Genomic DNA, 12,756 nt, shown 5'->3' with positions numbered 1-12,756 from the left:
GGTCGAGAGGTGGACTGTGCGCGAGCCGAACGTGGTCGGGGACTGGCACGAGTACGACGAGCATGCCGGCCTGCGTGTCCGCGTCCACCGTCTGGTGGCGGCCGAACCGCCGCGCGGGCGCGACGACGCCGCCGAGGGGCTGACCTATTTCAGCCTCCGGGTGACCGTCGAGAACCGTGGCGAGCGGCACTACGGCGTCCATCTGGAGGACGGCCAGGTCGACGTCCGGCTCGGCCCCGACGGCGAGGGCGCCTTCATCGACTGGCGGAACTCGCAGTTCATCGAAGGCTTCGACGTCCACCCGCTGCGCCGCGCCACGGCCGTCCTGTACGCCGCAGGACCGGAAGCGTCCCTGGCGCAGGTGGACGTACAGATCCAGCTGCGCGTCGAGGAGGAGTGGACCGCCCGGCACCTCTGGGCGGGCGGGATCGGCCTCCCCGAGGACTTCACCGGCACCGGCGCGCACCACGGCACGGCCCGGGACGGCGTGGCCGTCCAGGTGAGCGACTTCCTGAAGGAACAGCGGGACCTGAGGGAACAGCGGGACCAGAAGGGCCAGACGGAACCCACCTGAACGACCGATACCGCCCGGCGCGCCGGGCGGTATCGATTCCCGCTTCCCGTTCCGTTCCTCAGTGCGCGATGTCGTCGATCAGCTCGCGCGCGCCCTGCCGTAGCAGTGCCACCGCAACCGACGTACCGAGCGTGGCCGGATCCAGTCGGCCCGCCCACTCGTGGGCGTTCAGCTGGACCTTGCCGTCCGGGGTGAACACACAGGCGCGCAGCGAGAGTTCGCCGTTGCGGGACACCTTCGCGTACCCGGCGATCGGGCTGTTGCAGTGCCCCTGGAGAACGTGCAGGAACATCCGCTCGGCCGTCGCCTCCCGATGCGTGTCCGGGTCACCGAGGCCGCTGACCGCGTCGATCAGTTCGTGGTCGCCCTCACGGCACTGGAGGGCGAGGATGCCCGCGCCGATCGGCGGCATCATCGTCTCGGGGGAGAGGACCTCGCTGACCACGTCCATCCGGCCGATGCGCTCAAGGCCGGACACCGCGAGGAGCAGCGCGTCCGCCTCGCCGGCCGCGAGCTTCTCCAGCCGCCGGTTGGCGTTGCCACGGAACGGCACGCACTCCAGGTGCGGGTGGGAGGCGGCCAGCTGGGCGATCCGGCGCACCGAGGACGTACCGATCCGGGTGCCGTCCGGCAGCTCGTCCAGGGTCAGACCGCCCGGGTGGATCAGCGCGTCGCGGATGTCGTCCCGCTTGAGGAACGCGGCGAACATCGTCCCCTTCGGGAGCGGCCGGTCGGCGGGCACGTCCTTGACGCAGTGCACCGCGAGATCGGCCTCACCGGCCAGCAGCGCGGCGTCGACCTCCTTGGTGAACGCTCCCTTGCCCTCGACCTTGGACAGATCGCCCATCCACTTGTCGCCGGTCGTCTTCACGGGGACGACCTCGGTGCGCGTGTGCGGGTGGACGACGGCCAGCTCTGCACGTACCCGCTCCACCTGGGCCAGGGCCATGGGCGAGTCGCGGGAGACGATACGGATCAGTTCAGGGACGGACATGCCGACACGATAGACCCTCCGGGGCCCCCTTCTCCTACGAACCGGTCGCTTCGTCGCGGGAGTTCGCACCCGGCGCGGAAGCCACCAACCGCCCCTCGGCGGGCTCCACGGCCGGTGCGCCCGCCTGGCGGCGGGGCAGGAAGGACGCGAAGCCGAAGGCCAGCACGGCGGCCCCGGCACCGATGCCCATCACCACCCGGAACCCGTTCTCGGAGGGCAGCGGCACTCCGCCGAACGAGGTGGTCATCCGGGCCAGTACGACGCCTGCCACCGCGCTCGACACCGCCGTACCGATGGACCGCATCAGCGTGTTCAGGCTGTTCGCGGCGGCCGTCGCCGAGACCGGGACCGCCCCCATGACGAGCGCGGGCATCGCCCCGTACGAGAGTCCGACGCCCGCCCCGATCACACAGGAGACCAGGACGAGCTGCCAGACGGTGGCCATCAGGAAGAGGCTCAGGCCGTAACCGGCGGCCACCACGAGGGCGCCGGTCATCAGGGTCACCTTGGGGCCCCTGGTCCTCGACAGGCGGGCCGAGAGCGGGGCCGTCGCCATCATCACCAGGCCCTGCGGGGCCAGGACCAGGCCGACGGTCAGCATCGTCCGGCCCAGACCGTATCCGGTCGCCTCGGGCAACTGAAGGATCTGCGGAAAGACCAGCACCATCGCGAACATCGAGAAGCCGAACACGAGTGACGCGAGGTTGGTGAACAGCACCTGGCGGCGGACGGTCGTGCGCAGGTCCACCAGGGGCTGCCCGGCGCGCAGCTCCCAGCGGCCCCAGGCCAGCAGCACGACGACCGCCGCGAGCAGCAGACCCAGGGTCCGGGCGCTGCCCCAGCCCCAGCCGGCGCCCTTGGAGATCGCCAGCAGCAGACACACCAGTGCCGTCGACAGCCCGGCCGCGCCCACCACGTCGAAGCGCCCGCCCGTGCGCACCGGCGACTCCGGCACGATCCGTACGACGAGCGCGGTGGCCACGACACCCGTGCCCGCCGAGGCCCAGAACAGGACATGCCAGTCCGCGTGATCGGCCAGCAACGCGGCGGCCGGCAGACCGAGGGCGCCGCCGACCCCGAGCGACGCGCTCATCAGCGCGGTCGCGCCCGCGAGCCGCTCGCTCGGCAACTCGTCGCGCATGATGCTGATCCCCAGCGCGATCACCCCGGACGACATCCCCTGGAGGGTCCGCCCGACCAGCATCGGGGCCAGGCTGTCGCTGAGGGCGCAGACCACCGAGCCGGCCACCAGCAGGGCCAGGCTCGCCAGCAGCATCCGGCGCTTGCCGTACATGTCGCCGAGCCGTCCGACGACCGGCGTCGCGACGGCCCCCGCCAGGAGGGTCGCGGTGATCGCCCAGGTGGCGTCCGAGGGGGAGGCGTCGAGCAGCTTCGGCAGCTCGGGCAGCAGCGGGATCACCAGCGTCTGCATCAGCGCCACGACGATCCCCGCGAAGGCCAGGACCGTCACGACGGCGTTCGCCCGCGGCGGGCCGGGCACCCCCGTTTCGGCCGGACCGGCCGAATCCGCAGGTCGGGCAGGTGCTTCGGACATGTCGGCGCCTCCGGGCGAACGGTTTCCGTCAAGTTAAGTCAGTTGCTTGACTTAGGCTAGCCACAGGAGTTGCCTGATCGTGCGGGGTTGAGGAAACGCCCGGCGACCGGAGGGACCGCTCGTCGCAGGCCACGCGAAGTCCCAGTGAGGCGGTGGACCATGCCGGCCAGAACGGTTCGGGAGGAGCGGGCGGGCGTGACCCGCGAGCTGATCCTCACCGCGGCGGAGCGCCTCTTCGCCGAACGCGGTGTGTACGCCGTCTCCAACCGCCGGGTCAGCGAGGCGGCCGGACAGGGCAACAACGCGGCGGTCGGCTACCACTTCGGCACGAAGGCGGACCTCGTACGGGCCATCGTCCGCAAGCACGCCCAGGAGATCGAGGAGGTGCGCCTGCGGCTCCTGGCCGGTCTGCGCGCCGACGCCGATCTGCGGGACTGGGTGGACTGTCTGGTCCGGCCCATCCCCGAGCACCTCGCGGCCCTCGGCAACCCCACCTGGTACGCGCGGTTCTGCGTCCAGGTCATGGCCGATCCCGCCCTCTACGAGATCATGACTGAGGAGGCCCTCGCCTCCCCGAGGCTGCGGGAGATCATCGACGGCCTGAACCGCTGTCTGCCCCACCTCCCGGCCGACGTCCGGGCCGAACGGGGCGACATGGCCCGCCACTTGATCCTCAACATGTGCGCCGAGCGCGAACGCGCCCTGTCCGACCACAGCACCACCCCCCGCGCCAACTGGCACGACACGGCCACCGGTCTGGTGGACGCGGTCGTCGGACTCTGGCTGGCACCGGTCACCCACACCGGATGAGCACCGCGAGCAGCACCGAAGGGAAGCAGGCGAAACCACGTACGAGGCACCGTTCCCCCCACTCACGGAGTACCGGAGTACGTCATGACGAGCACAGCCCATCCCCCCACCGCACACCCGGCCGAGGTCCCGGAATTCCCCATGTCCCGGGCGGCCCGCTGCCCCTTCGACCCCCCACCGGTCCTCAGGGACCTCCAGCAGGACGCCCGGCTGCGCAGGGTCCGGCTGTGGAACGGGAGTACGCCCTGGCTGGTGACCCGGTACGAGGACCAGCGGACCCTCTTGGGCGACCCTCGGCTCAGCTCCGACCCCGCGACCCCCGGCTACCCGCTGTCCAGCGCCGTGACCGGCGAGACGAACATCAGCTTCATCCTCAAGGACGACCCCGAACACGCCCGGCTGCGCCGGATGGTGACGGCCGCGTTCACCGTGAAACGCACCCGGGCGATGAGACCGGCCATCCAGAAACTCACGGACGACCTGATCGACGGCCTGCTGGCCGGTCCCCGGCCGGTCGACCTCGTCGAGGCGTTCGCCCTGCCGTTGCCCTCCCTGGTCATCTGCGACCTGCTCGGAGTGCCCTACTCGGACCACGACTTCTTCCAGGACAGCAGCAAGATCCTGATCAAGCGGGACATCGATCCCGAGGAGCGCCTGACCGCCAGCACCAATCTGCTCGACTACCTCGACGACCTCATGGCCGCGAAGATCGCCGCCCCGGGCGACGACCTCCTCTCCGGCCTGGTCGGGCGGATCGAGGCGGGGGAGCTGAGCCGCAACGACGCGGCCCAGATGGGCGTCCTGCTACTGGTCGCCGGCCATGAGACGACCGCCAACATGATCGCCCTCGGCACGCTCGCCCTGCTCCAGAACCCCGGCCAACTCGCCCTGCTGCGCGACTCGGACGACCCGAAGGTGATCGCTTCGGCGGTGGAGGAACTGCTGCGGTACCTCAACATCGCCCACAGCGGACGCCGTCGAGCGGCCCTGGAGGACATCGAGTTCGCGGGGGAGGTCATCCGGGCCGGCGAGGGCATCATCGCGCCGAACGACATCGCCAACCGGGACGCGGACACCTTCCCCGACCCCGACCGCCTGGACCTCACCCGTGACGCCCGCCGGCACATCGCCTTCGGCTTCGGGGTGCACCAGTGCCTGGGCCAGCCCCTGGCGAGGCTGGAACTGGAGATCGTCTACGGCACGCTGTACCGCCGCATCCCCACCCTGCGCCTGGCCACCGACCTGGAGGACATCACCTTCAAGCACGACGGCTCGGTGTACGGGGTCTACGAACTCCCGGTCGAGTGGTGACATCCCGTACGTGACGGCGGGGCCCGGGGAGCCGTGTCTCCCCGGGCCCCGCCCGCGTGTTCGCCCTACTGACTACTCGCCGGTCCGGCCGTCGTCCTACTCGTCGAAGGTGACGACGACCTTTTCGGCGGCTCCGGGGGTGAGGGCGAGGGTGAAGGCGGTGTCGACCTCGTTGAAGGGGATGCGGTGGCTGATGAGTTTGGCGAAGCGTTCGTGGTGTTCGACGATCTCGGGGGTGACTTCGAAGATCTCGGTGGGGTAGCCCTGGGAGGCGATGAGGGTGAGTTCGCTGCGGAGCATGCCGCCGAGGTCGATGTCGGAGCCCTTCTTCTGTACGGCGACCATGACGAGCTTGGCCTTCCATTTGGCGTTGTCGACGACGGTCTGGAAGACGGCGGGGGCGCCGGCGGCGTCGATGTAGATGTCGGTGGCGGGGCGGGGCTGGCCGAGGGCGTTGGCGGCCTGGCCGTGGAGTTCGGTGAGGCGTTCGGTGACGTTCTCGGTCCTGGAGTTGATGACGGCGTCGGCGCCGACGGCGAGGGCGGTCTCCAGGCGTTCGGGCAGGACGTCGGCGACGACGACGTGCTTGACGCCGCGCAGCTTGAGCCAGATGGTGGCGCCCAGTCCGATGGGTCCGGCGCCGAAGACGACGACGGTGTCGTCGGGGGTGGCCTCGGAGCGGTTCACGCAGTGCCGGGCCACCGCCATCGGCTCGTTCAGGGAAGCGATGTCGAACGGGACGGTGTCGGGGAAGACGGTGACCGTCTTGCCGACCTCGCAGTCGTCGAGGAGCAGGTACTCGCTCATCGCGCCGTGCGCGCCACCACAGCCGATGATCCCGGACGACACACCCTGCGGGTTGACGACCACCCGGTCACCCGCCTTGAGGCCCTCGACCTCGGCACCGACCTCCACCACCTCACCGGCAGGCTCGTGGCCCAGCGGGATGGAGACCATCGAACCGTCCGGACCGAACGGGCTGCCACCGATGTGGACGAAGAACGTGTCGGTGCCGCAGATACCGCAGGCACGGACCCGCATGAGCACGTCCTTGGGCCCGGGAACGGGACGTTCGACCTCGACGACCTCGATCTTGCCCTGTGCGCCGGTCTTGACGGACTTCATGGTGGTCATGGGGTAACTCGCCTTCTGAGTAAGGGAATTGCTGCTTTCGTGGGGGGAGATCCGGGGGTCGGGTGCGCTCATCCCGAAGTCCTGAGGGCGCGTACGACGGCATCGGCCATACCGCGCTCACCGCGCTCGTTGGGGTGTACCGGGGCCGCGTCCGCCGCCGGCATCAGGGGCTCGATCCAGCGGGTGTCCCGAGCCGCACAGGCGTCACGGCCGACGGAGGGGCCGTAGGTGTCGACGTACACCGCCCCGGCGGCCTCGGCCCGCTCGCGCAGCACGCTGTTGAGCTGCCGTTCCTTGGCGTCGAGGAACCGCACGTCATCGGGGGCGAGGGTCATGTCGTCGGCGCAGCGGTTCCCGCCGGGCGGCAGGATCGCCGGGTAGCCGACGACGTACACCTCGGCCCGTGGCGCCCGGCGTTCGACCTCGGAGAGCGCGCCGGCCAGCCGCTCGCCGGCCGCGTCGATCCGTGCCGTCACCTCGTCGGCGCCGTCGGAGACGTACTCCGCGCGACACGGCGCGTCGTTTCCGGTGAACCTGCCGCTGCCGGTCAGCCGGTACGCGGCGCCCTTCTTGACGCACTCCTGGACCGTGGCGGCGAAGCCGATGTCGTTGCCGCCCACGCCGAGGGTGACCAGTCCGGTCCTCGCGGAGAGCGCGGACAGCTGGGCCGGGTTGACGCCGTCGTCCGTGGACTGGGCGGAGGAGAGGTCCTCGATCTCGGCGCCGGTGCAGCTCATGTCGCGGAAGTCGGCCACGTCCAGGGCCAGGTGCTTCGCGACCAGGGAGGGGTAGTTGCGGTCGGAACGGTCGCAGCCGGCGGGCTTCCCGGTCTGGGCGGGAATCCTGGGGCCGGAGGTGAAGGAGTCGCCCAGCGCGACGTACGGGCCCTGCGGGGGAGCCGGGTCGTCGTCATCTCGCCCGACGGTGAGCACGGTGACCAGCGCGCCGCACGCGAGCGCCCCGGCCAGTCCGGCTCGTACGAAGGTCCTCATCGGGGAGTCCCGCCTTCCGTCTTCTGGTGTCCTGGGACCCGGCGCCGGACGGGGGGAGTTGTCCGGCGCCGGGTCCGAGGACTGCGCCGATCCCCGTCCCCACGGGTGCGGCGCGGCGGGGCCTCCTCCGCTCAAGGCGGCCCCGGTCTCGGTGCCCGCGGGTTCTTCGCTTCGCGGGCTTCGGTGATTCCGTTTTGCTTGAGTCAGGCAAGCACATGTGAGTTACTTGAGTCAAGCAAGCTAAATATCGGACCCGGGAAGGGAGTGAGTCATTTTGCTTGAGTCACGCAAGCAGACTGCTAGGGTGGCGTCCATGCCCACACCACCGTCAGCGGAAGTCCCCGCTTCGGCGGCGACGGACGTGGCCGAGATCGACCGCAATCTCAACCGGATGGCTCACCTGGCCAACCACTCCAGGGAGCACGGGCGGCTGAGAGAGCAGGCCGGCATCCCGCTGGAGCGCTCCGCCGTGGTGCTCCTGCGGCAGATCGCCGACTCCGGACTCCTGCGCCCTGGGGAGCTGGCGAACCTGCTGGCGGTGGAGGCCTCGCACATCACCCGCCAGGTGCAGCGCCTCCAGGAGGCCGGTTACGTCACCCGCGTACCCGACCCCCATGACCGTCGAGCCCAGCGCATCCGGCTCACCGCGGCGGGCGAGGAGGCGGTCGTCCGTATCCGGGAGGTCAAGTGCCACTCCATGCGGATGGCCCTGGAGGACTGGTCACCCCAGGAACTCCGGCGCCTGGCCTCCTTCGTGGACCGGATGGTCGACGATCTGCTCTCGTACGCCATCGAGGCGGACGACGGCCGAGGCGCCGCCGTACCCCACCCCACCCCCTGACCGCACCGGGCGGTCGACCGCGTGGCTCGTACAGCTGTCGAGACGTGAAGCGTGGATCCAAGATGAACGGTCTTTCCATGGTGAGCATCAGTGAGAAACCGGCGCCGGGCGACGGGCAGCACATCCTCGTCATCGCCGGTGATCCCGAGATCGCCGAACTGCTCTCCACCACACTGGAGTTGGCGGGCTATCTGGTCGTCGTGGCGGGCTCCGGGACCGAGGCGCTGACCCGGCTCGGGGGCTTCCGCTTCGACCTGGTGGTGCTCGACCTGACACTGCCGGACCTGGACGTGCTGGCGCGGCGCCACCGCGTCACAGGTGAACGTCCGGCGGTCCTCTTCCTCGCCCCCGCCGACTCGCTGGGCATGCTGCTGTCGGCGATGGGCCGGGTCGGTCAGGACTACGTGACCACGCCGTTCCGCGTCTCCGAAGTCCTGGTCCGCGTCCAGGTGCTGCTGCGCGGCTGGAGCCCGGCCCGGCAGCTGAGAGTGCTGTCGTACGGCGACCTGGCCCTGGACGACTCCATCTGCGAGGCGCGCCGTGGGCAGCGCCCGCTCGATCTGACCCCGGCGGAGTACCGGCTGCTGCGCCATCTGCTGGTCAACTCCGGGAAGGTGCTGTCGAAGGAGCAGATCGCCCGGCACGTCTGGGGCGAGTACCGCGGCGGCAACGCGATCGAACAACTCGTCTCCCGGCTGCGCCGCAAGGTGAACCAGGAGAGACCGGCGCTGATCCACACGCGCCGGGGTTTCGGCTACTGGCTCGGCGGTTCCACGCCGTGACCGGGGCCGGCCGTTCAACCCGTACACACCACGACGAACACCACCAGGAGCACTTACATGACCATGCGTGTGGAACTGGACGAGCCCAAGTGCGTCGCCTCGGGCCAGTGCGTGATGGCCTCGCCGGAGGTCTTCGACCAGCGCGACGAGGACGGCATCGCCGTCGTCCTTGACGAGACGCCCGAGGCCGGCCTCATCGAGGGCGTCCAGGAAGCCGTCGCGATCTGCCCGGCGGCGGCCATCCGGCTGGTCGAGCAGTGAGGCGAATCCTGATCGTCGGTGCTTCGGCCGCCGGACTGGCGGCGGCCGAGACGCTCCGGCGCCAGGGCTACGACGGCACACTGACCCTCGTCGGGGACGAACCCGAGGCCCCGTACGACCGTCCACCGCTGTCGAAGCAGATCCTCGCGGGGGAGTGGCACCCCGACCGGCTGGCACTGCGCGAGCAGTCCGACCTCGCCGCGCTCGACCTCGATCTGCGCCTCGGCACCGCCGCGACCGCCCTCGAACCGGCCGACCGCACCGTGACGCTCGCCGACGGCACCCGGATCCCGTACGACGGGCTGATCGTGGCCACCGGAGTCCGCCCGCGCCGCCTGCCCGGCGAGGGCGCGCACGTCCTGCGCACCCTCGACGACGCCCTGACCCTCCGGGACCGGCTCACGCCGGGTCGCCGTCTGATCGTGGTGGGCGCCGGTTTCCTGGGCGCCGAGGCCGCGGCCGTGGCCCGGGGGCTCGGCGCCGAGGTCACGCTCCTCGAACCGGCGCCCGTGCCGCTGGCCCACGCGGTCGGCGAGGAGGTCGGGCGGGTGCTGTCCAAGGCCCATCTCGACCACGGCGTCGACCTGCGCACCGGTGTCGGTGTGAGCGAGGTGACCGAGGACGGGGTACGCCTCGCCGACGGTGAACTCCTCGACGCCGAGGAGGTGTTGGTGGCCGTCGGCTCCAGCCCCAACACCGAGTGGCTGGCCGGCAGCGGACTGACCCTGGACGACGGTCTGGTCTGCGACGAGTACTGCGCGGCGGCCCCGTACGTGTACGCGGCCGGTGACGTGGCCCGCTGGTACAACCCCCTGTTCGGCACCCGGATGCGGATCGAGCACCGCACCCACGCCGCCGAGCAGGGCATGGCGGCGGCCCGCAACCTCCTCGCCCCGGACGCACGCAAGCCCTTCGCACCGGTCCCGTACTTCTGGTCCGACCAGTACGACATGAAGATCCAGGCGTACGGCTATCTGCGCGGCCACGACCAGGTCGCCGTCGTCGAGGGCGACCTGACGGAACGGCGGTTCCTGGCCGCCTACCGCACGGGCGATCGGCTGGTGGGCGTCCTGGCCGTGGGTATGCCGCCGAAGGCGATCCGCCGGTGGCGCCAGGCCATCGCGGAGGGCACCGCCTGGCATGATGCCGTGGCGGGAGCGGCCCCGGCGGCGGAATTTACTTGAGTTACGCAACGAGATGGTAAACTTGAGGGTATGTCCACACCGCCACCCAAAACCCCTCCTGCCCCGAAGGATGTGGCCGAGATCGAGCGAGCTCTCACCCGCATCTCCTATCTGGTCAGCCGTGCCCGGCAGCACGAGCGCCTGATGGCGGTCGCCGGAGTCCCGCTGGACCGGGCCGCGACCGCGCTCCTGCGGCAGATCGCCGACTCGGAACCGATGCGCCCCGGCGAACTCGCCAACCGGCTCGCGGTCGAGGCCTCCCATGTCACCCGCCAGGTGCAGCAGCTCCAGAAGGCCGGATACGTCACCCGCGTACCGGACCCCGACGACCGTCGTGCCCAGCGCATCGAGCTGACCGCCACGGGCGAGGAGGCCGTCGAACGCATCCGGGAAGCGAGCATCCGCGGGATGCGGATGGCCCTCGGCAACTGGTCCGCCGAGGAACTCCAGCAGCTCGCCGGCCTGTTCCACCGGATGGTCGACGACTTCCTCACCTACTCCTTCGAGGAGGAGGGCGAAGAGGGCGCCGCCGAGCCGGTCCCCAGCGCCTGACCCACCGCCCAGTGCCGTATCGCACCGTTCCCGCGGTGCGATCGGCCAGGGCCTGTCGTTGGGATCACGCCGACTTCGACGGGCCCCACGGCCAAGGTGTGATCCGAACGGCACCACCCCCTACTCCCCGTCGAGCACCAGCTCGACCGTGTGCCTGCCCGGTTCGGCCGCCGTGAGAACCGGGGCGCCCGACCGGCCGTCCACCGTGCAGGAGTGCACCCGGTTCCCGGCGCCGGTCAGTGCGATGTCCAGAGTCAGGCCCCGCCAGCGCAGGCCGCGCAGTCGGACCGGGCCCCATCGCTTCGGCAGGCACGGTCTCAGGCGCACGGCGTCCGCCGAGTGCTCCAGGCCGAGCAGGCCCTCATGGACGAGGCGCAGATACGCGGTCGCCGACCAGGTCTGGTGCGGCTGTGAGACAAAGTGCTCGGGTCTGCCGCTCGCACCGCTCTGCCAGCCCCCGTCGACCTTTCCGCTCACCGAGTCGTACACCTCGTAGAAGTCGCCCCCGCTGCCGGTGACGAGATCCGCGAAGGTCTCGACGGCACGCGCGAACTGCTCGGTCCGGCCCGCCCCGGCCGCCGCCAGCCCGTACAGGCCGTGCACCATCGGCCAGATCATCACGTTGTGCCGTCCGGGACGGCCGGCGCCGAACCGGGCGAAGTGCGGCCAGACGTTGACGATGCCGTGCGGCTGCCAGTGCGTCCCGTCCAGGATCTGCCGCGCCCGCCGCTCGTCGGCCACCCCGAGCAGCAGTGCGAGCGCGAGCCCCGCGCCCTCCTGCGAGATGTCGACCCGGCCCGCGAACGGGCCGCCCCCGTGCACGAGATACGCGTACGTGCCTGCTTCCGGCCGCCACAGGTGCCGGTCGACCGCCGCCCGCAGCCGCTCGGCCGCCGCCCGCCAGGCCGCCGCCTCCACCGGTCTGTCCAGCGCGTCGGCCATGGCCGCCAGGGCCGAACGGGCGCCGTAGTACAGGCAGTTCGTCGACAGGCACAAAAGGTCCGCGGTGTGCGGATGGTCCAGGACGAAGGACGAACGGACATCCGCGGCCGAGGGCGGATCGGGATATCCGGAGATCCCGTCGTTCATGAACCCCGGGCCCCGGAAGAGCTCGTAGGAATCGTTGAAACTGTGCTCCTCGCGTTCCTCCATCGTGTGTACGGACGTCTCGTACGCCCCGGCCAGGAAGTTCCGGTCGCCGGTGACCAGGTAGTGGTGCCGGGCGGCCACGATCCACACGACCTGGTCCCACCACTGGTTGTCCTGCTGCACGACCAGCCCGTCCGGCCCCCGGTCCACCACCGACCACAGGGTGTTGCGCCCGATGTCCGGTGCCAGCAGAGAGGCCGCGCTCCAGGCGTTGACGGCCGCGTCCCGGGTCCACCGCTGCGGCGCGGGATATCCGGCCCCTGCCCGGACGAGCGTGCCGGGAGGGTCGGTGAGCAGTCCGGCCCTGTCGTAGACCGCCGGATCCGCCGCGATGGTGTTGCGGTCGGACATATCCGTGAGCGCGGACGCGTAGAGGCTGCCGAGTCGTCGCTGGGTGGCCGGGTCGTCGAAGGTGAGTGCGGGCATGGTGTCCCCGATCCTGGAGGTCACGGCACGGGTGCGGGCAGCGGTGGCGGGGGTTGAGGCCGGGGCCGGTGCGGCACCGACTCCGGCCGCCGTGAGCGCCGTACCGCTCGCGGCCTTGAGGAATCCCCGTCGGCGGACCGGGCCTCCCTTGCCGTCCCGGTCACCGGTGTCCTGCTCCGCAGCCGTCATGG

13 protein-coding genes are annotated in these 12,756 nt (G+C 70.9%); 8 read left to right on the top strand and 5 right to left on the bottom strand.

Features of this window, described 5'->3' with window-relative positions; translation table 11 throughout:
* Nucleotides 1–16: 16 nt before the first annotated feature.
* Nucleotides 17–574 carry a hypothetical protein gene (locus OG787_RS02395; protein WP_405534142.1) on the top strand — a complete coding sequence of 186 codons (558 nt, stop codon included), beginning with the start codon at nt 17–19 and terminating at the stop codon, nt 572–574.
* A 58-nt stretch (nt 575–632) separates the two neighbouring features.
* Here the strand turns inward: OG787_RS02395 and hemC are convergent, their stop codons facing one another.
* Together hemC and OG787_RS02385 are read right to left on the bottom strand one after the other, a co-directional pair.
* Nucleotides 633–1,568 carry a hydroxymethylbilane synthase gene (gene hemC, locus OG787_RS02390; RefSeq protein ID WP_369037763.1) on the bottom strand — a complete coding sequence of 312 codons (936 nt, stop codon included), beginning with the start codon at nt 1,566–1,568 and terminating at the stop codon, nt 633–635.
* 34 nt (nt 1,569–1,602) lie between these two features.
* Nucleotides 1,603–3,123 carry an MFS transporter gene (locus OG787_RS02385; RefSeq protein WP_405534141.1) on the bottom strand — a complete coding sequence of 507 codons (1,521 nt, stop codon included), beginning with the start codon at nt 3,121–3,123 and terminating at the stop codon, nt 1,603–1,605.
* A 159-nt stretch (nt 3,124–3,282) separates the two neighbouring features.
* On the opposite strand from OG787_RS02385, the gene OG787_RS02380 reads away from it, so the two are divergent.
* Together OG787_RS02380 and OG787_RS02375 are read left to right on the top strand one after the other, a co-directional pair.
* Nucleotides 3,283–3,933, top strand: a complete 651-nt coding sequence (locus OG787_RS02380) for a TetR/AcrR family transcriptional regulator (RefSeq protein WP_369037765.1) — start codon at nt 3,283–3,285, stop codon at nt 3,931–3,933.
* An 84-nt stretch (nt 3,934–4,017) separates the two neighbouring features.
* Nucleotides 4,018–5,244: a cytochrome P450 gene (locus OG787_RS02375; protein ID WP_369037766.1), complete on the top strand. Its 1,227-nt coding sequence runs from the start codon at nt 4,018–4,020 to the stop codon at nt 5,242–5,244.
* A 96-nt stretch (nt 5,245–5,340) separates the two neighbouring features.
* Here the strand turns inward: OG787_RS02375 and OG787_RS02370 are convergent, their stop codons facing one another.
* On the bottom strand, nt 5,341–6,378 hold the full coding sequence (locus tag OG787_RS02370; RefSeq protein WP_369035717.1) for a zinc-binding dehydrogenase: 1,038 nt from the start codon (nt 6,376–6,378) through the stop codon (nt 5,341–5,343).
* Between the two features lie 68 nt (nt 6,379–6,446).
* Nucleotides 6,447–7,370: an SGNH/GDSL hydrolase family protein gene (locus OG787_RS02365; RefSeq protein WP_405534140.1), complete on the bottom strand. Its 924-nt coding sequence runs from the start codon at nt 7,368–7,370 to the stop codon at nt 6,447–6,449.
* 313 nt (nt 7,371–7,683) lie between these two features.
* Between OG787_RS02365 and OG787_RS02360 the strand changes: the two genes are divergently transcribed.
* The 5 genes from OG787_RS02360 (at nt 7,684) to OG787_RS02340 (ending at nt 10,990) form a co-directional block, all read left to right on the top strand.
* A complete protein-coding gene (locus OG787_RS02360; protein ID WP_369035715.1) occupies nt 7,684–8,211 on the top strand; it encodes a MarR family winged helix-turn-helix transcriptional regulator in 528 nt (175 codons plus the stop codon).
* A gap of 77 nt (nt 8,212–8,288) precedes the next feature.
* Nucleotides 8,289–8,993, top strand: a complete 705-nt coding sequence (locus OG787_RS02355) for a response regulator transcription factor (RefSeq protein WP_369035714.1) — start codon at nt 8,289–8,291, stop codon at nt 8,991–8,993.
* A gap of 63 nt (nt 8,994–9,056) precedes the next feature.
* Complete coding sequence (locus OG787_RS02350) at nt 9,057–9,254, top strand: ferredoxin (RefSeq protein WP_405540384.1); 198 nt, start codon at nt 9,057–9,059, stop codon at nt 9,252–9,254.
* Nucleotides 9,251–10,438, top strand: a complete 1,188-nt coding sequence (locus OG787_RS02345) for an NAD(P)/FAD-dependent oxidoreductase (protein WP_405534139.1) — start codon at nt 9,251–9,253, stop codon at nt 10,436–10,438. The genes OG787_RS02350 and OG787_RS02345 overlap by 4 nt, the downstream gene beginning before the upstream one ends.
* A 30-nt stretch (nt 10,439–10,468) precedes the next feature.
* Nucleotides 10,469–10,990, top strand: a complete 522-nt coding sequence (locus OG787_RS02340) for a MarR family winged helix-turn-helix transcriptional regulator (protein ID WP_369035712.1) — start codon at nt 10,469–10,471, stop codon at nt 10,988–10,990.
* A gap of 120 nt (nt 10,991–11,110) precedes the next feature.
* On the opposite strand, the gene OG787_RS02335 is transcribed toward OG787_RS02340, so the two are convergent.
* Entirely contained in the window at nt 11,111–12,754 is a 1,644-nt protein-coding gene (locus OG787_RS02335) for an MGH1-like glycoside hydrolase domain-containing protein (protein ID WP_405534138.1), read from the bottom strand.
* Between the last annotated feature and the right edge of the window lie 2 nt (nt 12,755–12,756).

Source organism: Streptomyces sp. NBC_00075 (assembly GCF_045041225.1).
GTDB classification, from domain to species: Bacteria; Actinomycetota; Actinomycetes; order Streptomycetales; family Streptomycetaceae; genus Streptomyces; species Streptomyces adonidis.
This window is presented reverse-complemented; position numbering and strand designations above follow the sequence as displayed.